Below are 22,164 nucleotides of genomic sequence, written 5' to 3' on the forward strand. Positions count from 1 at the left end.
GGAAGAGATCATGGTCAAACAAAAAGATGAATCATGGCGACGATGACGGCGGATGAAATCAGCGCGATCGAGGACCGCTTTCCGCAGGTGTTCCGGCGCCCGGCCTACAAGCGCTTCGGCCCGCTGTTCCTGCTTCTGGGCACGGTGCTTTACCTCGCCTATGCGATGTGGTTCTTCAGCCTGCCGCAGGTGCTGCGGGAATCGCACTGGGAGCGCCTGCCGCTGTTCCTGTCGCAGTGGGTCAGCTACGATCTGCAGCCGGAGTTTCGCCTCGACCAAGCCGAGATCACGCCAAAATATCCGCGCTTCTCCGCGCTTGGCGAGAACCCGAACCCCGACTGGGTGATCAGGAACCCGGACGGCACGTTCACCGTGCAGATCGACGGGCCGGCTAAATCCGTCACTTTCGACAAGGCGCAGGCGACGATCATGGCCAACGGCCAAACCGTGCCTGTCACGCTGACCAGCGGCAAGCCGGTTATCTCAGGCCCAGTGCCGGACTGGATCACCGCGCATGACGACGAAGTGGTCGCCAAGATGGGCTTCGCCGGCGAGGTGCGCGTTACCGTCGATCGCGTCAAAGTGCGCAAGCGCTTCCTCGGCTGGGCGAATTTCGTCTTCGACACCCGCTCGCCCTTCTTCGGCAAATCGGCGGGAGACGTGGTCTCCCTGATCGTGTCCGGGCCGCAGTTGAAACCCGGCACCTCGAACCTCGCACTGGCCGGCGACAACATCTGGAACAACGCCCAGTGGCAGCACGGTGACGTCTGGACGAAGCTGCTGCAGACCATCGTCATGGCGTTTCTCGGCACGCTGCTCGGTGGCATCGTCGCCTTCCCGCTGGGTTTCTTCGCCGCCCGCAACATCACGCCGAGCGGATTGCTGAGCCAGGTGCTCAAGCGCTTCTTCGACTTCATGCGCTCGGTCGACATGCTGATCTGGGCATTGTTCTTCACCCGCGCCTTCGGGCCGGGCCCCCTGGCCGGCAGTGCGGCGATCTTCTTCACCGAGATCGGCACGCTCGGCAAAACCTATTCCGAGGCGTTGGAGAACATCGACGACAAGCCGCGCGAGGGCGTCGTCTCGACCGGCGCCAACGGCCTTCTGGTGCAGCGCTATGGCGTGATACCGGAAGTGGTGCCCGTGTTCATCAGCCAGACGCTCTACCAATGGGAATCCAACACCCGCGGCGCCACCATCATCGGCGCCGTCGGCGCCGGCGGCATCGGCCTGAAATTATGGGAAGCGATGCGCACCAACTCCAACTGGGCCAACGTCTTCTACATGGTTCTGCTGACGCTGGTGGTGGTCTTCATCTTCGACAACATCTCCAACTTCCTGCGCCGCAGGCTCAGCCGGACGATCCACGATTACAACAGGATCCAGGCCGAGCAGGAGTAGGCATCTTCCAGAATGAGGCGAGACGTCGGCGGGACAGCACTCCCCTCTGGCCTGCCGGCCATCTCCCCCGCAAGGAGGGAGATTGGCAGTTTCACAGGTGGCGCCTCCATTGCAACACTGGAGACTGGCGAAAGCCAGCACAACATCCGATCTCCCCCCTTGCGGGGGAGATGTCCGGCAGGACAGAGGGGGGTGTGAAGGAACGCGGCGTTCGTTGGACGGCGGCATTGTTACCTAAGCCGCCCCTCTCCACCCGTCCTTGATATGCTTATACCCCTCCCGATACACCGCTTCCGGCGTCTCGGAAAAATCGCGCCACACCTTGGTCGCCGCCGCCAGATCCTTCAGCGAGCGGCCGAAAGCTTCGATCGTCAGCCAGTCGTCATAGCCGCTCTTGCGGATCGCCGCGAACGTCTCTTTCCATGGAATGTTGCCGCGCCCCGGCACGCCGCGATCGTTTTCCGAAATATGGATATGCACGATATTGCGGCGGTGCTTCGTGTAGGCGCCGATCGGATCGGCCTCTTCGATATTGGCGTGGAATGTGTCGTACATCGCCTTGATATACGGCCGGTCGATGGCGTCGATGTGCTCCGACAGGTCGGCCATCGTGTTGAGAAGATAGCATTCGAAGCGGTTCAGCGCCTCGAGCCCGATGGTGACGTTCCGCTTGCCGGCATGGTCGCCGATGGCGCGCTGCGAGGCGATCGAGCGTTTCTTCTCGGCGGCTGTCGGCCCGGAACCGGAAAAGGCGCCGAGCGTCGAATGCAGCGGGCCGCTCAGCGTGCGAGCGCCAAGCGCCTCGGCGCAATCGACAGCCCATTTCATGTAGTCGATACCGGCCTTGCGCGTGGCCGCATCGGCCGAGATCAGGTTCATCGCCGGATCGCCCATGGCCGAGACGGCGGTCCGCTCCAAGCCGATGCGGTCAAGCAATTCGCCCAGTTTCCTGTAGTCGTCCGGCATGCCGGAAAAGATCGGTATCTCGACGCCGTCGAAGCCGGTCGCCTTGATGTCGCGAAGCAGCGGCTCGTGCTTCTTCGATACCGCCGTCGTCCACAAGAACATGCACATGCCGATTTTCATCGACGCCCCTCCCCTTGACCCCCAAATCCCCTCAGTCTTAGAGTTTGGTCCACGCCCCGTTCTTCTTCGACGACTTCACGCAGGCCTCGATGAAGGCCATTCCCTCGACGCCGTCGGCGATCGTTGGGAAGACAACATCCTTTGCCGGCTTGCCGCCCTTCCTGCGCGCTGCGCGGATGGCGCGCGCGGCTTCCTGGTAGATGTTGGCGAAACCTTCCAGATAGCCCTCGGGATGGCCCGATGGGACGCGGCTGACACGGCCCGCCACTGGCAGCGCACCGGCACCGTTGCGGGTGATCAATTGCTTCGGCTGCCCGAACGGCGTGTACCAGAGATAGTTCGGATCGGCCTGCACCCATTCCAGCCCGCCCTTCGAGCCATAGATGCGCAACTTCAGGCCGTTCTCGTGCCCGGGCGCCACCTGGCTTGCCCAGATCATGCCCTTGGCCGGATGCGTCTTGCCGGAGGGCTTGAAGCGCAGCATGACGTTGACATTGTCGTCGAGCAGCCGCCCCGGCACGAAGGCATCGAGATCGGCCGAGAGCGAATCGAGTTCCAACCCAGAGACGAAGCGGGCGAGATTGTAGGCATGGGTGCCGATGTCGCCCAGCGCACCGCCCGCACCGGCCTGCTTCGGATCGCCGCGCCATGATGCCTGCTTCTGGCCGGTGGCGGCGAGATCCTCGGTCAGCCAGTCCTGCGGATATTCGGACTGCACGATGCGGATGTCGCCGAGCACGCCCTTGGCGACCATCTCACGCGCCTGCCGCACCATCGGATAGGCGGTGTAATTGTGGGTGAGCACGAACACCTTGCCGGTCTTCTCGACGATCGCCGCGAGCTTCTTCGCCTCGGCCAGCGTCGTCGCCAGCGGCTTGTCGCAGATGACGTGGATGCCCGCCTCGAGGAAGGCCTTTGCCGCCGGCACATGCACATTGTTGGGCGTCACGATAGCGACCGCCTCGATGCCGTCGGGACGTTTGGCCTCGGCCTTGGCCATCTCGGCATAGGACGCGTAGCTGCGGTCGGGATCGAGCCCGAGTTCGGCGGCCGAAGCCTTGGCGCGCGCCGGGTCGGACGACAGCGCGCCGGCAACCAGCACGAAATCATTGTCCAAGCGCGCCGCGATCCGGTGCACCGCGCCGATGAAGGCGCCCTGCCCGCCGCCGACCATGCCGTAGCGGATCGGGCCGCCTCCCGTCTCCGACTTCGATGCGCCGACCATGTCTTTCTCCCTCATGTCTGAAATATCATTCCCTCGATGGAGGGAAGCCGCGTCAAATTCCCATCATGGCGCGCAACAGCTTCTTGTCGGTGGTGCCGGCGGCGAAATCGTCGAATGCCTTCTCCGTCACCCGGATGATGTGGTGCTGGATGAAGGGCGCCCCTTCGGCAGCACCGTCTTCCGGATGCTTCAGGCAGCATTCCCATTCCAGCACCGCCCAGGAATCATAATTGTACTGCGTCAGCTTGGAGAAGATGCCGCCGAAATCCACTTGCCCGTCGCCGAGCGAACGGAAGCGGCCGGCACGGTTGGTCCAGCTCTGATAGCCGGAATAGACGCCTTGCCGGCCGGTCGGGTTGAACTCGGCGTCCTTGACGTGGAAGGCCTTGATGCGCTCGTGATAGATGTCGATGAATTCTAGATAATCGAGCTGCTGCAGCAGGAAGTGCGACGGGTCGTAGTTGATGTTGCAGCGCTTGTGGCCGCCGACCGCGTCGAGGAACATTTCGAAAGTGGCGCCGTCGAACACGTCCTCAGAGGGGTGAATTTCATAGCCGACATCGACGCCATTGTCCTCGTAGACGTCGAGGATCGGCTTCCAGCGTTTGCCGAGCTCGCCAAACGCTTCCTCAATGAGTCCAGCCGGCCGCTGCGGGAACGGATAGAGGTAAGGGAAAGCCAGCGAGCCGGTAAACGACACTGAAGCATTCAGGCCTAGGTTGCGCGATGCTTTGGCGCCGAACTTCATCTGCTCGACAGCCCACTTCTGCCGGGCTGCGGGATTATTGTGCACCGACGGCGGCGCAAAGCCATCCATCTGCGCGTCATAGGCCGGATGAACCGCGACCAGCTGCCCCTGCAGATGCGTCGACAGTTCGGTGATCTCGACGCCGGCGTCAGCGCAGATGCCCTTCACCTCGTCGCAATAGGCCTTGGAAGACGCCGCTTTCTCGAGGTCGAACAGGCGTGCGTCCCAGGTCGGGATCTGCACGCCCTTGTAACCGAGACCCGCGGCCCATTTGGTGATCGAAGGCAGCGAATTGAACGGCGCCGCATCACCCGCGAACTGCGCCAGAAACAGTCCAGGACCCTTCATTGTCGTCGGCATCGGCATCCTCCTCATTTGTCGCGACCAAGCATAGCGCCGATTGGAAGCAGGGCCAGCCATTTTGGTCTTCTCGCATCGGGCGCTTTGCAGGCACTGCCATTCTGGTATTACCAAATGGGCAAATTTGGTCAAGCCTCTCAATGCGCCGCCAAAGCCCTCCAATTACTCAAAATGAAGGCACATATCGCAATATAATCAACAGCGTAATCCGCACGAAAAGTTGCGATGCCCCGCTTCTTGCCGTTCCGGGGAATTTGCTGTAGACCTCATTTAAGGCCCAATTGGTCGAACCAGTTTGCAAGGAAAAGGCTGGGGATGCCTTGGGGAGGAACCCATGCGTCGCCTTTCGGCGATGCATGTCGCAGGCAAACCATACGGACGAACTTTGGGAAGGACGGACCATGCATCTTTCGACGCACAACTGGATGCGCGCGGAACCTCTGGAGACGACGCTCAAGCGCATCAAGAAATTCGGCTACGAGTCGATCGAGATTTCCGGCGAGCCCGAACAGTACAAGACCAAGGAGACGCGGGCGCTGTTGAAGGAACATGGCATCCGCTGCTGGGGCGCGGTCACCTTGATGCTGGGCGAACGCAACCTCGCCGCCAGGAACCAGGGCCAGCGCGAGCGCTCGGTGCAGTATGTCAAGGACGTGCTGACCATGGTCAGCGAACTCGATGGCGAGATCATCACGCTTGTCCCCGCGACCGTCGGCAAGGTGGTGCCTGACGGCACCGAGGAAGAGGAATGGAAGTGGGTGGTCGATGCGACCCGCGAGTGCTTCACCCACGCCAAGAAGGTCGGCGTCAAGATCGCGGTCGAGCCGCTGAACCGCTTCGAAACCTATCTGTTCAACCGTGGCGCCCAGGCGCTGGCGCTGGCCGACGCGGTCAGCCCCGAATGCGGCGTCTGCCTCGACGCTTATCACATCCACATGGAGGAATTTAACGTCCACGACGCCATCCGCCAGGTCGGAAAGCGCCTGTTCGACTTCCACGTCGCCGACAACAACCGCTTCGCCGCCGGCCTCGGCCAGATCGACTGGCCCAGGATCGTCGCCACCTTGAAGGAAGTCGGCTACGACGGCGCGCTGACCAACGAGTTCGTCGCCCCCGTCGACCGGACGCCGGCGGCACCCTACCCCGAAATGGTCGAGCGCCATCCGGTCGACATCTCGCCTGAACAGCTGAAGTTCATCCAGGACCATGGCTCCAGCGTGCTCACCGAAAAATTCTACACCGACCAGATGCGCATCACCGCCGAAACGCTGCTGCCGCTGATCAAGTAGTCGACTGCTTTGGGATTTTGCCCTTTCGCCCTGGCCGGCGGCAGGGCTGGGGAAAAATATGCGCATCAAGACCGTCCAAGCCTGGTGGGTCCGCATCCCGATCGAAGCCGCTCGGCAACACCGTAGCGACTTCGGCCAGGTCACGACCTTCGACGCCGCCATCCTGCGCATCGAAACCGATGATGGGCTGGTCGGCTGGGGCGAAGGCAAGAACGCCGCCGGCAGCGCCGGCAGTTACGGCGCCCTTGTCCACATGCTGAACCATGAGGTTGGGCCGCAGCTGATCGGCCGTGATCCGGCCGACATCGGCGTCATCTGGGAAATGCTCTACAACGGCGTGCGCCACGACAGCGCCATACGCGCCGGCCATGCCATGCCGCAGCTGGCGCGGCGCGGCATGAGTGTCGCCGCCATCAGCGCCGTCGACATCGCGCTCTGGGATATTCTGGGCAAATCGCTGGGCGTCCCGGTCTGGCGGCTGCTGGGTGGCCGCAAGGCCGACCGCATGCAGGCCTATGCCTCGGGTGGCTGGGCCGCCGCCGATGCCATTGGCGAGCAGTTGAAGTCCTATATCGCCCGGGGTGGCTTCAAGGCGCTGAAGATGCGGGTCGGCGCCATGGATGGCGCCGCGCACATTTCCGCCGCGCGCGTCCGCGCCGCGCGCCAGGCGCTCGGCCCCGACGTCGAACTGATGGTCGACGCCCACGGTACCTATACGGTCGCCGAAGCAAAGCGCTTCATTCATCTGGTCAACGACCTCGATCTCGCCTGGTTCGAAGAGCCGATCATCGCCGATGACAAGCCTGGCATGGCTGAAGTGCGCGCCTCGTGCGCCGTCCCGATCGCCACCGGCGAAAGCGAGGCGACACGCTATGCCTTCCGCGACCTCGCCGTGCTCAAGGCCGCCGACATCTTCCAGCCGGATCCTGCCTTCTGCGGCGGCATCAGCGAGGCGATGAAGATCGGCACCATCGCCAGCGCCTTCAACCTGCGCTTTGCGCCGCATCTGTGGGCCGGCGCCCCCTGCTTCTTTGCCGGGCTGCATGTCTGCGCCGCCTCGCCGGCGAGTTTCACGGTCGAATATTCGCTCGGCGCCAACCCGATGATCCACGATCTGATCGAAGAGACTGTCGAAGCAAGGGACGGTATGATAGCGATCCCCGAAAAGCCGGGTCTGGGATTCACCATTTCGGAGCGGTTCCTGGAGGCGCACGCGCAACGCAATTGACGATGAAAGAAAAGAACCTTCTCGCGGAACTCGCCGCCTATCTGTTCTCCCACTCGGACAAGGAGACCGGCCGGACACCGTCGGAACGTGAGCTGGCGGAGCATTTCGGCGTCAGCCGCGGCCAGATCCGCGAGGCGCTCGCCATCCTCGAAGCCATGCGGATCGTCGAACGCCGCGCCAAGTCCGGCATCTACATCGACACAAAGCAGGCGAGCGTCGAGGCGCTGGCGCTGTTTGCCCGCGCCGGGCTGCCGCTCGATCCGCTGCAGATTTACGAGACAGTCGAGTTGCGCAAGATCCACGAGATCAAGGCCGCAGAACTTGCCTGTTCGCGTGCCACCGAGGAAAATTTCGAACGCCTGCGCGAAATCCTCAAGGCTTCCGAGGAGCGCATCGCCGCCGGCGAGGGCCTTGCCAAGGAGGACCGCGAATTCCATCTTGAGATCGTGCGCGCCACCAAGAACAGCGTCTTCCACAACATCTGCAGCGTCTATTATTTGATGGGCGAGCAGCGCCTGCCGATCTATTTCAACGATCCCGAACGCAGCGTGCGCTCGCATGCCGAGCACGTGCAGATCTACGAGGCGCTGCTGCGCCGCGACGGCAATCTCGCCCAGGCGCTGATGAGCGCGCATCTGCAAGGGGCGGAAAGCTACTGGAAGGGCCTGATCGAAGGCGGCATGGCGGCTGCGCCGCCGAGCCCAGCGCTCGAAAAGGCCTGACCGTGGCCCAGCCGAAGATCCTGTCGACCCATCCGCTGCACCCGCGCGCCGCGGCCAAACTGGCGGGCGCCGGCCAGCTTGTGATCGCATCGGCGCTCGATGCTGGCACCTTGGCCAGGGAAGCGAAGGACGCCGACATCGTCATCGTGCGTGCACCGCTGCCGCCGGCGCTGTTCGAGGGTGCCTGGAAGCTGAGGGCGGCCATCCGCCATGGCGCCGGGCTCGACATGATCCCGATGGAGGCGGCGGCCGCCGCCGGTGTGCTGGTGGCCAATGTGCCGGCGGTCAATGCGCGCTCGGTTGCCGAACACGTCATGTTCACTGCACTTGCCCTGCTTCGGCAATTCCGCAAGGTCGACCGCGACCTGCGCACCAAAGGCTGGCTCGCCGGACGCGAGCATGCCAACGCCAACGTCGAACTCGCCGGCAAGACCATCGGCATCGTCGGCCTTGGCGCCGTCGGCCAGGCTGTCGGCCATATCGCAGCGCACGGCTTCGACTTGAAAGTGGTGGCCACGACGCGCAGCATGCAGCCGGCGCCGGAAAAGGTCGGATTCCTGTCGATCGATGCGCTGGTCGAGCAGAGCGACATCATCGTGCTCTGCTGCCCGCTGACGCCGGAGACGCGCGGCCTGATCAGCCGAGAGCGCATCGCCCGCATGAAACCCAATGCGCTGTTGATCAACGTGTCGCGAGGCCCGGTCGTCGATGACGACGCGTTGATCGAGGCCTTGCAGAAGCGCCGTATCGGCGGTGCCGCGCTCGACGTTTTCTCGACGCAGCCGCTGCCGTCGAATCATTCCTATTTCGGCTTCGACAACGTCATCATCACCCCGCATATGGCAGGGATTACCGAGGAATCGATGATGCGCATGGGCGTCGGCGCCGCGGGCGAGGCCCTGCTGGTGCTGGCTGGCAAACTGCCGGTCAACCTGCGCAATCCGGAAGTGGTCGATCACTACCGGCGGCGCTTTCCGCTCGACATATAGCGCATCGCGGTTTCGCCCCAATTCTCCGCGACGTTGCAACCATGTCCGGTTTTCGCCTCGCATTTCTGACTGTTGTAGCTTCGTCGATCTTCGCTGTGCCGGCACTCGCCGCAGGCGAAAGCAGTTATGTCTATTGCGACAACGGGCTTCGCTGCTTCAAGGCGCCCTGCCCGTCGAACAGCGCGCTCGACCTTGCCACCGGCACGATCATCAAGGGAGTATCGATCGACACCAGCGAATTGCCGCAGGCCGACAAGGCGATAACGGATCAGTCCGACGTGCTTTACAGCGGAAAGATCATCGTCAGGGGTTCGATCGAGCACCGTACCCAAACCATCACCGGCAAGGACTACAGCCTGCCCTGGCTGGTCGCGACCCGCATCGTGCGCACCCCAAGGACAGCGAACGCAAGCACTGTTCGTCGCACTGATCCGCCATCTGCGGTCGACTGCCGATCATCCGCCCAGCAGCCTTTCCACTTCAGCGGCAATCCGCAAAAGACGGCGATCATGGCCATTGCGCGCCACCAGCATCAGCCCCGCTGGTAGCGTCATGCCCGGCATGGGCAGCGAGATCGCGCAGAGGTCGAACTGGTTGGCAACCTGCGTGTTGCGCAGCAGCAGGCCCTCTATGTGATCGCGCAGCTCGGCATTCTCGGCCATCGATACAATACTCGGCGCCGTCACCGGCGTCGTCGGCAAGGCCAGCACATCGACCGATGTCAGCCGCTCGTCCATGGCGGCGGCCAGCGCGGCGCGGCGGCGCAAGGCCCTGATGTAGACCGGCGTCGGTATGGCGGCTGCCCGCGACAAAGGCCCGCTGACATGCGGGTCGACCGGCACCGATGCTCCCGTCGCCAGCCAGTCGGCATGGATTTCGGCCCCTTCCATCGCAGCGATCGAGCCACGCTTCGTCGCCGCGCGCATCTCTCCAAGCAGATCGTCTATCGACATGTCAGCCAGGCGCGCATCTGCCTGTTCGATCTTGCCGAGACAATGCTCGAACGCCGCGGCCACCTCGCTTTCCGTGTCTCCAAAGAGAACGCCGCGCGGAATGCCGATGCGAAGGCCTGAAAGGGGGATCGGCGCCAGCTCGGCCGGCATATTGCCAGCCATCACGGCATCGGCGGCGGCGCACTGGACTACAGTTCGAGCGAGCGGCCCGATCGAGTCGAGAGTGGCGGACAGCGGGAAGGCGCCAGTCAGCGGCACGCGCCGCGCCGTCGGCTTGAAGCCGACGACACCGTTGAGCGACGCTGGTATGCGCACCGAGCCGCCGGTGTCGGAGCCGATCGATATTTCGCTCGTCGCCTCGCCGACGGAAACGCCGGCACCTGAGGACGAACCGCCGGGAATGCGGCTGGCATCGACGGCATTGCCTGGCGTGCCGTAGTGCATGTTGTCGCCGATCGCGGTGAAGGCGAATTCGGTCATGTTGGTCTTGCCGATGATCACAGCGCCGGCTTGCCGCAACCGGCTGACGGTGGCCGCGTCGCGCGAAGCGGGCATGGCGGTCTTGCGCATCAGCGAGCCGGCTGTGGTTGGTTCGCCGGCGACATCGAACAGATCCTTGACCGAGACGATGGTGCCGTCGAGCGGTCCAAGTGTCACGTCTGCCCGTTTGCGGGCATCACTGGCATCGGCTGCCGCCCGCGCCACTTCGGCGTAGAGCTTGGTAAACACGCGTTCCTCACCGGCACGAGCGGCAAGGCGCGCCAGGATGATTTCCAGATGATCGCGGGCTGACTGCATTTTCGGTGTCGGACTCCGGACGCCTCGAACGTCCTTGGGCAAGCGCATGGAATGCCAAGACTTAACCCGGCGCAGGTGGTTTTGCACCCCTGCCGGACGCAAGGAAGAAAACGATGCTCTACAAAGGCAGCTGTCACTGCGGCAAGGTAGCCTTCGAATTCGAGGCGGAGCTGACCGGGGCCGTGCGGTGCAATTGTTCGATCTGCTCGCGCAAGGGCGCGCTCCTGTGCGCCATTCCGCACGCGGCCTTGGCCGTGCTGGCCTGGGGTGATGATTTGGGCACCTACACATTCGGCAAACATGCGATGGCGCACCGCTTCTGCCGCACCTGCGGCATCCACCCTTTCGCCGAAGATGTACGCGAAGGCGGGGAACGCAGTGCCTACATCAACCTCAACTGTGTCGCCGATCTCGATCCTTCGACCCTGTCGATCTTCGACTTCGACGGGCGCTCGGCCTGATACTGTTGCACAAGCCATCACAAAGACAGCGGCCCGAAGACCGTGACGGTTTTCGGGCCGCTCCCAAATCAGGGATTCGGCGACACTATTCCACGCGCTTCGGGCCGCGCAGGAACACCACGATGGCCGCCAGCAATGTCGCCGCGCCGCAATAGGCGAAGGCGCTGGCGACGCCGGCATGGTCGACCAGCAGGCCACCAAAGACGGCGCCCAATGCAATCGCCACCTGGAACGTCGCCACCATCAAGCCGCCGGCGCTTTCAGCCTGGTCGGGCGCGGCTCGCACCAGCCAGCTCTGCAGCCCGACCGGCACCGCGCCGAAGGCAAAGCCCCAGACCGCGACCGAAACCGCGGCAATGGTCGGCGAGGCGCCAAGAACCAGCATCGAGGCGGCGGCCAGTGCAATCAGCAGGGGTGCCAGCGCGACCGCTGCCTTGAGATTGCGCTCGGCCAGGATGCCGCCGGCGACATTGCCGAAGAAGCCGCCTATGCCGTAGGCCAGCAGCACCAGCGAGATCGTCTCGATGTCAAGCACGGGAACCTTTTCGAGGAATGGGCGCACATAGGTGAAACCGGCAAAGTGCCCCGAGGCGACCAGCAGCACGACCAGCAGCGCCACCCTGATCGACGGCCGCTCCAGCACCTCGAGCAAGGTGCGGAAGCTTGCGACGCCCACGGGCGGCAGCTTCGGGATGGTCGCCACCTGCACCAGCAGCGCCAGCGCGCCGACGATGGTCGCGATCATGAAGGCGGTGCGCCATCCCCAGATATCACCGACATAGGCGCCGACGGGAGCCGCGGTGACGGTGGCGAGCGAAACCCCGGTCAGGATGATCGACATGGCGCGCGGCATCAGCCGCATCGGCACCAGCCGCAGCGCCATGGCAGCCGACATCGCCCAGAAGCCGCCCAGGGCGACGCCAAGCACGACGCGGGCAAGCAGAAGCATGGACAAGGATGAAGCAAAGGTGGCCAGGAGATTGGACAGGATCAGGAACATCGTCAGCATCCACATCACCAGCCTGCGGTCCATGCGTCTTGTGATGATTGCCATTGTCGGTGCGGCAATGGCGCCGACGATCGCGGTCGCCGTCACCGCTTGTCCCGCCACGCCTTCTGTGACGCCGAGATCGCGCGCCATCGGCGTCAGCAGGCTGGCGGGCAGGAATTCAGCCGTCACGAGGCCGAAAACGCCAAGCGCGAGCGAGACCACGGCACCCCATGCCGGCTCTGTTCGTTCCTCCTGGTCTGCGGGGTTCAGTAGGGCGGCGTCGACGGCGCCCGTCGCGGATTCGGCCATGATCAGTCTCCGATGAAGTTGCAGCGCAGCATTTGGCTGCAGTGCAACATAGGGAGTGACGGGCTGGAGTTTCCATGTTAGAAACACCATTATGTTTGACCGTTCGTCCAAAATTCCGGTCACTGGCGACGCGCTGACCGACATATTGCGCGGCTTGCGTCTCGATGGCGTCGAGTATGGCCGCTGCGAGATGAAAGAGCCCTGGGGCATCCAGTTCCCGGCCCAGCCGGCGGCCCGGTTTCACTTCATCGGCCGCAAGGGCTGCTGGCTGAAGCAGCCGTCCGGCGAGTGGGTGCAGCTCAATGCCGGCGATGCGGTATTGCTGCCGCGAGGCGCTGCTCATGTGTTGGCCAGCGAACCCGGCGCCCAGGCCTGGCCAATTCACAGCTATGGGCGCGAAGAGGTCTGCAAGGACGTCTATTGTACGTCGAACGCGGAGATGTGCGACAAGAATGGCCAGCCGGGCACGCTGCTGTTCTGCGCCAGCATGTATTTCAACCTCGATGGCCTGCATCCGCTGCTCGGGATGATGCCGGATGTGATGCGCACACACGAGCTCGAAGACTACGAACCGGGCATTCCGCACCTGCTGGATTCGATGGCGCGCGAAGTGACGATGGAGCGCGTCGGCTCCGGCGGCATCCTGGCGCGGCTGGCCGATGTGCTTGCCGCCACCGTCATCCGCTCATGGGTCGAGCGCGGCTGCGGCGACTCGTCCGGCTGGATCGCGGCGGTCAGGGACCGCGACATCGGCCGCGTGCTGGCCGCCATTCATCTCGAACCGGACCATGACTGGACGGTCGAGTCGCTGGCCCGGATGATGGGCGCCTCGCGCTCGGGCTTTGCCGAGCGTTTCGCCACCATCGTCGGCGAAACGCCGGCAAAATATGTCACCCAGGTCAGGATGCATCAGGCGCGGCAATGGCTGGTCCGCGACCGGATGAAGATATCGGTCGTTGCCGCCCGCCTCGGCTATGAATCGGACGCCGCCTTCAGCCGCGCCTTCAAGCGCGTCATCGGCTCCGCGCCCAGCCACCTGCGGGCCGAGGAACAGGCCGAGATACGGCAGGCCAGCTGATGCGCCGGCCGTGACGACTGGTGATTCCGGTTTGCCAAGTTGCCCCCACGCAATAGTTGGCCCGCTAATGGAGGGCCGGCGGCAAATCAGCCTATGGAGCATAGTCGATGCTAAATCATGTGAAAATCCTGACGCTCGCCGCCATGCTCGTGGTCTCCGGCCAGGCCTTCGCCCTCGAAGACAGCTATCTGCCGGCCGACAAGATCCCCTATGTCGCCGAAATTCCCGACCAGCCGCATCGCCTTGGCCCGCTGTGGGGCGAGCGGGCCAAGGGCCCGGCGGGCACGTTGCTGAAGGTCCCGGGCAACTGGCGTGCTCCTGTTCACGCGCACACCGCGGACTACCGGGCGGTGGTCATAAAGGGGCTGTGGGCGCATTGGCAGATGAACGGCGGCGAAGCAACCAAGGTCGAACTGCCTCCGGGATCCTACTGGACCCAGAAGGCCAACGAGATGCACGACGACGCCTGCCTCTCCGACACGGAATGCGTGATCTTGCTGATCAACGACACCCCTTACGAGACCTACATGGCAAAGTGATCGGGCGCTCTATCCGGCGTGCCGCAAGCTGACGCCACTGCCCTTGTCGAACAGCACGACCTTGTCCGGGTTCCAGGCAAAGCGCACCGGCTGCTCGATCGCGACATCGGTCCTTGCCGGCACCGTCGCGCGCAGCGTCGTGTCACCGACCCTAAGCGTCAGGATCTTTTCGACGCCATGGTTCTCGACATCGTGGACGCGCGCCTCGACCGGCGCGCCGCTTTCCAGATAGACATCCTCCGGACGAATGCCGAAGACGAGCGGGCGGCCGTCGGTCGCGCCGCTCGCCTTCAGTCCCCCCGAGCTATTGGCCCTCCCTGCATAAGGCAGTTCGAAATTCAGCGGTGCCATCACCGCGCGGCCGTTGACCAGTTTGCCGTCGATGAGGTTCATCGGCGGCGAGCCGACGAAGCTCGCCACATAGGTGTCGCGCGGATTGTTGTAGATCTCGTGCGGCGTGCCGGTCTGGACGATGCGGCCATGGTTGAGCACGCCGACCTTGTCGCCCATCGACATCGCCTCGATCTGGTCGTGGGTGACGAACAGGAAGGTGGCGCCGAGCTGTATCTGCAGGTTCTTCAGTTCCGTGCGCAGCGCCTCGCGCAGCTTGGCATCGAGCGCCGACAGCGGCTCGTCCATCAGGAACACGCGCGGCTTGCGCACGATGGCGCGGCCGATGGAGACGCGCTGCATCTCGCCGCCCGACAGCCGGTCGGTCTTGCGGTCGAGCAGATGCTCGATCCTGAGCGTACGCGCGGCGCGGTCGACGCGATCCTTGATCTCGGCGTCCGGCAGCCGGCGGATCTTCGGCTTCAGCGGGAATTCAAGGTTTTCGCGCACCGTGTAGCGCGGATAGAGCGAGTATTGCTGCAGCACCAGCGCCACGTCGCGCTCGGCCGCGCCCCACTCGGCGACGTCGACGCCGTCGATGAAGACCTGGCCTTCGCTTGGCTTTTCCAGGCCGGCGATCAGCCGCAGCGTCGTCGTCTTGCCGGCACCTGTCTCGCCCAGCAGGACGAAGAACTCGCCATCGGCGATGTCGAGATCGAGCCCGACCAAGGCGGTGTGGTTGCCGAAGGTCTTGGAGATGTTCTTGAGCTGGATATGCGCCATCAGAGTCTCACATCAAGCGACTTGCCGCTTGCCTTGTCGAAGAAATGCGCCTGGGTCGGGTCGATCCTGGCGAACACCTTCTCGCCGGGTCCGGCGACGAAACCGCTTTTGGTGCGCGCGCGCAGCATCTTGGAACCGACCTTCAGGTCGACGATGTCGAAGGAGCCGAGCGGTTCCACGATCTGCGTTTCGACAGCCATGAAACCCTCGGCCGCGTCACGGCGGATGAGCACGCCTTCCGGCCGGATGCCGAGTGCCAGCCCACCCGCGGCATGGCCGTTGAGCTTCGACAGGAGATCTCGCGGAAACTCGAAGCCGGTGGCGGCGTCGCCCACGGTCACCGATGCGGACGAGGCTTTTTCGGCCACCGCCGCGTCGGCGACATTCATCACTGGACTGCCGACGAATTGCGCCACGAACAGATTGGCCGGGCGCGAATAAACTTCGTCCGGCGAACCGACCTGCTGCAGCACGCCTTCATGCATGATGACGATGCGGTCGGCGAGGCTCATCGCCTCGATCTGGTCGTGCGTGACATAGATGGTGGTCGAGCCCTGCTTGATGTGCAGCCGCTTGATCTCGGCCCGCATCTCTTCGCGCAGCTTGGCGTCGAGCGCGCCGATCGGCTCATCCATCAGCATGGCCTTCGGCCGTCGCACCAGCGCCCGGCCGATGGCCACGCGCTGCATGTCGCCGCCCGACAGCGCCGACGGCTTTTTGGCCAGCAGGTCCGTTATCTGCAGCGTCTTGGCGACCGAGCGCACCTCGCTGTCGATCTCCGCCTTGCTCTTGCGCGTGGCGCGCAGGGGAAAGGCGATGTTCTCGTAGACGCTCATATGCGGGTAGAGCGAAAACGACTGGAAGACCATGGCGATGTCGCGGTCGGCCGCCTTCAGATGCTGGATCGGTTTGCCATCGATGAGGATATCGCCTTCGTCGATCGTCTCCAGCCCGGCGATGGCGCGCAATGTCGTCGTCTTGCCGCAGCCCGACTGGCCGAGCAGAACGATGAACTCGTTGTCGGCGATCTGGAGGTTGAGGTCCTTGATGACCTGGACGGCGCCGAAAAATTTCTGGACGCCGCGAAGCTCGATCTGGGTCAATGCTGTGCTCCCGGATTTCGCGCCTGCATGTCCCCGGAATGCCCGGTACCGGCCTTGTCTTCCGGTGCGATCTTCGAGGTGACGTTGAAGCCGATCAGCCCGATCAGGATGATGGTCAGGCCGTATGTGTGCAACAGCATGTTCCACGGCTGGCAGAGCGCGACGATGCCTAGCACCATCAGCACCTGGCTGCCTGGCTCCAGATATTTCTGATTGATGGCGCGAAAGCTCATTTGCGGATCGCTCCGAAGGACATGCCACGCAGCAGGTGATTGCGCAGCAGGAAGGTGAAGATGGCGACCGGCAGCAGGAACAGGAAGGTACCGGCGGCGATCACCGTCCAGTCCGGCAGGCCGGAGCCGACCTGGCTGGGGATGAACGGCGGGGCCGTCTGCGCACGGCGATTGGTCATGATCAGCGCGAAGGCATATTCGTTCCACGCGGTGATGAAGCAGAATACGGCGGTGGCGGCGATGCCGGTAGCCGCCTCCGGCAGCACGATCTTGAAGAAGGCTTCCATGCGCGTGTAGCCGTCGACGAGTGCCGCCTCCTCATATTCTTTCGGTATCTCGTCCATGAAGCCCTTCATCAACCACACCGAGAAGGACAGGTTGAAGGCGGTGTAGAGGATGATCAGCCCGACATGGGTGTCGTTGAGGCCGACCGCTCGGTACATCAGGAACATCGGGATCGCCACCACCACCGGCGGCAGCATGCGCGTGGACAGGATGAAGAAGAGCAGATCCGCCTCCCCCTTCACCTTGAAGCGCGAGAAGCCGTAGGCGGTGAACGTGCCCATGCCGACCGCCAGCACCGTCGAGGTGATGGCGATGATCAGCGAATTCAGGAAGCGGCTCGGATAGCCCGACCACTGCACCTGACCTTTACCGTCGCGCACGATCTTCTCGCCGCCGTCGAAAACGACGCGCTCCCACCACGGAGCGGCCGCGTACTCTTCGGGCGTCGGCGGACTGCGCAATTGCGAGCGCTTGGTGAACAGCTTCACGAAAGGCGAAATTTCCGGCTGGAAGACGACCGTCGGCGGGATGGTGGTGGCCAGGTTGCGCGGCTTGAACGCCGTCGAGGCGATCCAGTAGATCGGGGCGAGGAAGATGATCGTCACCAACAGCACGGCGACGATGGCGACGCGATTGAAGCCGATCTCGGAAGAAGTGCGGACTGCAGCCATCTCAGCGCTCCTTCACCTTGTTGAGGTATTTGACATAGATGTTGGTAATGGCCAGCACCATGATCAGCACGATGTAGGCCATCGCGCAGGAACGCCCGGTCTGCCACTCCTGGAACGCCATCTTGTAGAGCCGGATCGAGATCAGCTCGGCCGTCGGCTGGCTGGTCAGGATGTAGGCGAGGTCGAAGGTCTTGAACGCCTCCATGGTGCGGAAGATGACCGCGATCATCAGGATCGGCGCGACCAGCGGCAGCGTGATGCGGAAGAAGGTGTAGAACGGTCCGGCGCGGTCGATCGCGGCGGCCTCGTAGAGATGTTTCGGCACCGCCGAGAGGCCTGCCAACGACAACAGCATGACGAAGGGTGACCACATCCAGATGTCGGTCAGCGCAACCGCATAGAGCGCCATCTTGGGATCGGCCAGCCACTCGAAATTGCCGAGCCCGAGCGCATAGTTGATGACGCCCCATGATGGATCGTAGAGAAGCTTCCAAAACAAGCCGACAACAGCCATCGACAGCATCATCGGCAGCAGCAGGAGCGTGGTGATAAGGCCCTTGAGCGGGATATCCCGGTTGAGCAGCATCGCCACGCCGAAGCCGACAAACAACTGGCCGGCGACCGAGATGATGACGTATTTGGCGGTGATGGCGAAATTGGACCAGACATAGGGGTCGTTGAGCAGGTCGCGATAGTTCTGCAGCCCGACGAAAGTCGCCGGCGCATTGGTCGACGCACGAAAGTCGGTGAAGGAATAGCCGAGCGAATAGATCAGCGGAAAGATGTTGAAGACGATCAGGAACAGGACCGTCGGGATGATGAAGAGATTGCGGATGGAAGTGTCGCTCAGGCCGCGCGCGGCCGCTCTTGAAGACCTGTCCAGCGTGGTGATCATCGTGGTCGCCAAGACCCTGCTCCCGGTTGCGGAAAAAGAAACGGAGGGGGCTTCAAGCCCCCTCCGCGAGGCATGATCGTTATTGGCCGCGGCCGTACTTCTTGAAGGTCGCGTTCCAGTCGGCCGCCAAAGCGTCCAGCGTTTCCTTAGCGGTACCTTCCCCGCCGATCATGTAGGGATAGACGCGCTGGTTGAGCTGCTGCAGCAGTTCGGCATATTCCGGCACCGCCCAGAAATCCTTCACCTTGAACATGGTCTCGTAGAAGGCCTTGTTGTAGGGCGTGGCGTTCTGGAATTCCGGCGACTTGAGCACCGCCGCGCTGCAGGTATAGCCGCCAAGGGCCGCCCACTTCTTCTGGGTCTCGTCCTTGATGAACCATTCCAGGAACTTCGTCGCCTCTTCCTGCTTCTGCGAGTAGGAGACGATGGAGATGCCCTGCCCGCCGAGTGCGGCGAACTGGTCGCCGTTCGGGCCTGGAGGGTTGGCGAAGAAGCCAGTGTTCTTGGCATTCGGGTTCGACGCCTCGTTGATCAGCGAGGGGAAGAACGCGAAGAAGTTCATGCTCATCGCGGCCAGGTTTTCGGTGATGGCCTGGTTGTCCTCGACGAAGAACGACTTGGCCCAGCCCGGAGGCGTGAACTTGTAGAGTTCCTTGTAGGCATCGAGCGCCGCCACCGCCTTTTCGGAGTTGATGTGGCCGTCGACCTTGTAGGTCGAATAGTCGCCCAGATCACCGCCATAGGAAAACAGCGCGTTCTCGAAACCCATCGCCATCGCGTCGTAGGAATTGTCGGTGTAGATGGCGATGCCGTATCTCTTCTGATCCGGCCGGTAGAAGAATTCGGCGATGTCGCGCAACGCCTTGAAATCCTTCGGCACGTCGAGGTCATAACCATACTTGGCTTTGAAGGCCTCCTTTTCCTTGGGATCCTCGAACCAGTCCTTGCGATAGGACCAGCCGACGGCATCGCCTTCGAGCGGGATGGCCCAGTATTTGCCGCTGTTGCCGGGATATTCGGAGTAATATTTCACCGTCGCCGGCGCCATTACATTGCCGAGGTCATGCTTCTTGAAGAAATCGGTCAGGTCCACATAGTGGCCGCCTGTCGAGCCGGCGCCAAGCCACTGCGAGTCGCCGACGACCAGGTCGTAGGCGTCGCCATGGGCGTTGAACTCGGTGAAGGCCTTGGTCTGGAAGTCGGACCACGGGGTGGTTTCCACCGTGATCTTGACGCCCGTTTCCTTCTCGTACTCGTTGCCGAGTTCCTGCAAATAGTTGGCCGGATCCCATTCCGCCCAGAAGATGGTGAGCGACTTTTCCTGCGCGTAGACGGACGTTCCGCAGGCAAGCGTTAAGCCGATACCAGCAAGCACGCTGGTCACTAACTTGCGCATAATGATTTCCTCCCTTGTGCGCGTTCTACCTTGTCATGCGAGCCGGCGACGCAGCCGACCCTGGTAGTTCCTCCCGTAATCGCACCTTTCCGGTTTCGGCCTCCTCGCCCTGCCGGAAAAATGGATCGCAACCCTCACTTCAATCCACTTTTCTGATCCAATCTGGTATTACCAATCCTGCGTCGACGTCAAGCCCTTTCTTGGGAGCCCGCGTTCCTCAGGGCCCCCGGATTCAGACATTATCTGCCTGTTTTCGCATGATTTTCCTACTCAGTGATATGCACAGGTGTTGCCTGGCACCTCGCGCTGGAGTTAATATCGATAGTCGGCATGCAAATCTGGTCGAACCAGATTGATGCTATTTCACGGCTGTCCTTGAACCGACACCGCCTCCTTCATCGATCGATTCCGCAACCGCCGCACGCACCAGCGCGCCAGCCGCCCATTGCGCGACCGCCATCGTTTTGCGGCTATCCAGCCCCCAGATGTCTTTCAGCACGATCAGCACCTCGACCCCGAAGATCAGCGACAGTGCCTGCGCCAGGCGTTTGAAGTCGCGCGGCGGCAAGCGGCCTTTGAGCGGCGCGATCGCCTCCTTCAAAAGATCGACGCGATGACCGCGCGTGAGGGCCGGCTCGCCGCCCAGCGTGCCGGCCTGGCGCCTTGCCCACTGGTCGAGCGACAGCTTCAGCGCCGCCTTGAACGTCGCCTCGAAGGCCTCGATACGCGGCATGGCGGTGGCGAACAGCTCGGCGACCCGGCGCCCGGCATCGGTGGAGGTCGATTGCCAGGTGAGGATCGGGCCGAGCCCCTCATTGACGACCGCCTGCACCAACGCCGCCTGGCTTGGGAAATAACGATAGGCGGTGGCACGGGAAACCTGCGCTGCTTCCGCGACTTCGCTGACCGAAGGCGTGACGCCCGCCTGCATCAGCCGCGTCGCCGTCTCCAGCATCAGCCGTTTCGTGCGCGCCCGGGGTCCGCGCTCGGCTCTCTCGCTGGCGTCGTCCTGCACGGCGGCTTGTTGACGTGAGACATCCATATCAATACGATACGCGCGTCTCAAAAATTTGCAATGACCTGGGAACGGCCCGTGAAGCGCATCTACGTCGTGGGCACCGCCGACACCAAGGGTGAGGAACTCGCCTTCCTGGCCGATGCGGTCACCGGCGCCGCCGTTTGCCGTGTCGATGTCGGAACGCGCAACGCAACCGTGCCTGTCGACATCACCGCCACGGAAATTTCCGGCCATCACCCCGACGGCGTCAACGCCGTGCTCGGCGGAAGTGATCGCGGCGCCGCCGTCGCCGCGATGGGCTTCGCCTTCGCCCGCTTCATCCAATCTCGAAACGACATTGCCGCGATTATCGGTATTGGCGGCGGCGGCGGCACGTCGATCATCACGTCGGGCATGCGCGCTCTGCCGCTCGGCCTGCCCAAGATCATGGTCTCGACGCTCGCATCGGGCGACACCGCGCCCTATGTCGATGTCTCCGACATCATCATGATGCCTGCGGTGACCGACATGGCGGGGTTGAACCGGCTCTCCCGCGTCGTCCTGCACAATGCCGCCCAGGCGATCTCAGGCATGGCGGCGAGGCCTGCGCCGCTGCCCGACGGCAAAACTTCGATCGGCCTCACCATGTTCGGCGTCACCACGGCGTGCGTGACGGCCATCGCCGACCAGCTTCGCTCCCGATACGATTGCATGGTTTTTCACGCCACCGGCACCGGCGGCCGCAGCATGGAGAAGCTCGCCGACAGCGGCCTGCTGTCCGGCATCATCGACATCACCACCACCGAAGTCTGCGACCTTTTGCTCGGCGGCGTGCTGCCGGCGACGCAAGATCGTTTCGGTGCGATCATGCGCACCCGCCTGCCCTATGTCGGTTCGGTCGGTGCGCTCGACATGGTCAATTTCTGGGCGCCTTCGACCATTCCGGAACGATATCGCGGCCGGCTGTTCTACGAGCACAATCCGAACGTCACGCTGATGCGCACCACGGCAGACGAGTGCCGCCAGATCGGCGAATGGATCGGCGCCAGGCTCGCCCGCTGCGAAGGGCCGGTGCATTTCTTGATCCCTGAAAAGGGTGTCTCGGCGCTGGACGTCAAGGGTGGCGCCTTCTTCGATCCGGAGGCCGATGCCGTCCTGTTCGAAGCCATCGAGCGCACCATCCAGCCAAACAACACGCGCTGCGTCACCCGCCTGCCGCTGCACATCAACGACCCCGAATTCGCCAAGGCGGCAACCGCCGCCTTCCTCGACATCGCCAGACACTGAGGTCCAA

At 63.2% G+C, this 22,164-nt stretch carries 22 protein-coding genes; 10 read left to right on the forward strand and 12 right to left on the reverse strand.

All coding sequences use genetic code 11. From position 1 onward, the window contains the following. Positions 1 to 33: 33 nt before the first annotated feature. Positions 34 to 1,401 (forward strand): phosphonate ABC transporter, permease protein PhnE, encoded by a 1,368-nt coding sequence (phnE, locus tag FJ978_RS06915; RefSeq protein WP_140571189.1) that lies wholly within the window; start codon positions 34 to 36, stop codon positions 1,399 to 1,401. 234 nt (positions 1,402 to 1,635) lie between these two features. Here phnE and FJ978_RS06925 read toward each other — a convergent pair whose 3' ends face one another. Genes FJ978_RS06925 through FJ978_RS06935 form a run of 3 tightly spaced genes read right to left on the reverse strand, consistent with a single transcriptional unit; the run spans position 1,636 to position 4,820 of the window. Next, complete coding sequence (locus tag FJ978_RS06925) at positions 1,636 to 2,487, reverse strand: sugar phosphate isomerase/epimerase (protein ID WP_140571190.1); 852 nt, start codon at positions 2,485 to 2,487, stop codon at positions 1,636 to 1,638. Between the two features lie 37 nt (positions 2,488 to 2,524). Then, the gene (locus FJ978_RS06930; protein ID WP_140571192.1) at positions 2,525 to 3,712 is read right to left on the reverse strand and encodes a Gfo/Idh/MocA family oxidoreductase; all 1,188 of its coding nucleotides are present in this window, start codon (positions 3,710 to 3,712) and stop codon (positions 2,525 to 2,527) included. 52 nt (positions 3,713 to 3,764) lie between these two features. After that, positions 3,765 to 4,820: a sugar phosphate isomerase/epimerase gene (locus FJ978_RS06935; RefSeq protein WP_013892918.1), complete on the reverse strand. Its 1,056-nt coding sequence runs from the start codon at positions 4,818 to 4,820 to the stop codon at positions 3,765 to 3,767. Between the two features lie 401 nt (positions 4,821 to 5,221). Between FJ978_RS06935 and FJ978_RS06940 the strand changes: the two genes are divergently transcribed. From FJ978_RS06940 to FJ978_RS06960, 5 genes are read left to right on the forward strand one after another with little or no spacing between them, the layout of a single operon-like run. Further along, entirely contained in the window at positions 5,222 to 6,109 is an 888-nt protein-coding gene (locus FJ978_RS06940; protein WP_013892917.1) for a sugar phosphate isomerase/epimerase, read from the forward strand. Positions 6,110 to 6,167: 58 nt separating this feature from the next. Then, complete coding sequence (locus FJ978_RS06945; RefSeq protein WP_013892916.1) at positions 6,168 to 7,337, forward strand: mandelate racemase/muconate lactonizing enzyme family protein; 1,170 nt, start codon at positions 6,168 to 6,170, stop codon at positions 7,335 to 7,337. A 2-nt stretch (positions 7,338 to 7,339) separates the two neighbouring features. Beyond that, the gene (locus tag FJ978_RS06950) at positions 7,340 to 8,059 is read left to right on the forward strand and encodes a FadR/GntR family transcriptional regulator (RefSeq protein WP_013892915.1); all 720 of its coding nucleotides are present in this window, start codon (positions 7,340 to 7,342) and stop codon (positions 8,057 to 8,059) included. Continuing rightward, complete coding sequence (locus tag FJ978_RS06955) at positions 8,056 to 9,048, forward strand: hydroxyacid dehydrogenase (protein ID WP_167313591.1); 993 nt, start codon at positions 8,056 to 8,058, stop codon at positions 9,046 to 9,048. Before FJ978_RS06950 ends, FJ978_RS06955 begins: the two co-directional genes overlap by 4 nt. Before the next feature lie 41 nt (positions 9,049 to 9,089). Continuing rightward, positions 9,090 to 9,596 carry a hypothetical protein gene (locus tag FJ978_RS06960; protein ID WP_246678078.1) on the forward strand — a complete coding sequence of 169 codons (507 nt, stop codon included), beginning with the start codon at positions 9,090 to 9,092 and terminating at the stop codon, positions 9,594 to 9,596. Here the strand turns inward: FJ978_RS06960 and FJ978_RS06965 are convergent. Further along, positions 9,504 to 10,799 (reverse strand): amidase, encoded by a 1,296-nt coding sequence (locus FJ978_RS06965; RefSeq protein WP_140571194.1) that lies wholly within the window; start codon positions 10,797 to 10,799, stop codon positions 9,504 to 9,506. The genes FJ978_RS06960 and FJ978_RS06965 overlap by 93 nt on opposite strands. 113 nt (positions 10,800 to 10,912) lie before the next feature. On the opposite strand from FJ978_RS06965, the gene FJ978_RS06970 reads away from it, so the two are divergent. After that, entirely contained in the window at positions 10,913 to 11,260 is a 348-nt protein-coding gene (locus tag FJ978_RS06970) for a GFA family protein (RefSeq protein WP_140571196.1), read from the forward strand. Positions 11,261 to 11,345: 85 nt separating this feature from the next. Here FJ978_RS06970 and FJ978_RS06975 read toward each other — a convergent pair whose 3' ends face one another. Beyond that, positions 11,346 to 12,560 carry an MFS transporter gene (locus FJ978_RS06975; protein ID WP_140571198.1) on the reverse strand — a complete coding sequence of 405 codons (1,215 nt, stop codon included), beginning with the start codon at positions 12,558 to 12,560 and terminating at the stop codon, positions 11,346 to 11,348. Positions 12,561 to 12,651: 91 nt separating this feature from the next. Here FJ978_RS06975 and FJ978_RS06980 point away from each other — a divergent pair, with 91 nt between their 5' ends. Both FJ978_RS06980 and FJ978_RS06985 read left to right on the forward strand, forming a co-directional pair. Continuing rightward, the gene (locus FJ978_RS06980; protein ID WP_013892909.1) at positions 12,652 to 13,638 is read left to right on the forward strand and encodes an AraC family transcriptional regulator; all 987 of its coding nucleotides are present in this window, start codon (positions 12,652 to 12,654) and stop codon (positions 13,636 to 13,638) included. Positions 13,639 to 13,745: 107 nt separating this feature from the next. Next, the gene (locus FJ978_RS06985; RefSeq protein WP_140571200.1) at positions 13,746 to 14,177 is read left to right on the forward strand and encodes a DUF4437 domain-containing protein; all 432 of its coding nucleotides are present in this window, start codon (positions 13,746 to 13,748) and stop codon (positions 14,175 to 14,177) included. A gap of 9 nt (positions 14,178 to 14,186) precedes the next feature. Here the strand turns inward: FJ978_RS06985 and FJ978_RS06990 are convergent, their stop codons facing one another. The 7 genes from FJ978_RS06990 to FJ978_RS07020 form a co-directional block, all read right to left on the reverse strand. After that, positions 14,187 to 15,290 carry an ABC transporter ATP-binding protein gene (locus FJ978_RS06990; protein WP_140571202.1) on the reverse strand — a complete coding sequence of 368 codons (1,104 nt, stop codon included), beginning with the start codon at positions 15,288 to 15,290 and terminating at the stop codon, positions 14,187 to 14,189. Next, positions 15,290 to 16,393, reverse strand: coding sequence for an ABC transporter ATP-binding protein (locus FJ978_RS06995; RefSeq protein WP_140571204.1), 1,104 nt, complete (start codon positions 16,391 to 16,393; stop codon positions 15,290 to 15,292). The genes FJ978_RS06990 and FJ978_RS06995 overlap by 1 nt, the downstream gene beginning before the upstream one ends. Continuing rightward, positions 16,390 to 16,626 carry a hypothetical protein gene (locus FJ978_RS07000; RefSeq protein WP_013892905.1) on the reverse strand — a complete coding sequence of 79 codons (237 nt, stop codon included), beginning with the start codon at positions 16,624 to 16,626 and terminating at the stop codon, positions 16,390 to 16,392. Before FJ978_RS07000 ends, FJ978_RS06995 begins: the two co-directional genes overlap by 4 nt. Next, positions 16,623 to 17,582, reverse strand: coding sequence for a carbohydrate ABC transporter permease (locus FJ978_RS07005; protein ID WP_013892904.1), 960 nt, complete (start codon positions 17,580 to 17,582; stop codon positions 16,623 to 16,625). Before FJ978_RS07005 ends, FJ978_RS07000 begins: the two co-directional genes overlap by 4 nt. 1 nt (position 17,583) lies before the next feature. Next, entirely contained in the window at positions 17,584 to 18,489 is a 906-nt protein-coding gene (locus FJ978_RS07010) for a sugar ABC transporter permease (RefSeq protein WP_023763961.1), read from the reverse strand. A gap of 67 nt (positions 18,490 to 18,556) precedes the next feature. Continuing rightward, entirely contained in the window at positions 18,557 to 19,873 is a 1,317-nt protein-coding gene (locus tag FJ978_RS07015) for an ABC transporter substrate-binding protein (protein WP_013892902.1), read from the reverse strand. 358 nt (positions 19,874 to 20,231) lie between these two features. Then, positions 20,232 to 20,915: a TetR/AcrR family transcriptional regulator gene (locus tag FJ978_RS07020; RefSeq protein ID WP_023763960.1), complete on the reverse strand. Its 684-nt coding sequence runs from the start codon at positions 20,913 to 20,915 to the stop codon at positions 20,232 to 20,234. A gap of 51 nt (positions 20,916 to 20,966) precedes the next feature. On the opposite strand from FJ978_RS07020, the gene FJ978_RS07025 reads away from it, so the two are divergent. Continuing rightward, complete coding sequence (locus FJ978_RS07025; RefSeq protein WP_140571206.1) at positions 20,967 to 22,157, forward strand: Tm-1-like ATP-binding domain-containing protein; 1,191 nt, start codon at positions 20,967 to 20,969, stop codon at positions 22,155 to 22,157. The last annotated feature ends 7 nt before the right edge of the window (positions 22,158 to 22,164 follow it).

The sequence above is a fragment of the Mesorhizobium sp. B1-1-7 genome (genome assembly GCF_006442705.1).
In the GTDB taxonomy this organism is placed as follows: Bacteria; Pseudomonadota; Alphaproteobacteria; order Rhizobiales; family Rhizobiaceae; genus Mesorhizobium; species Mesorhizobium opportunistum.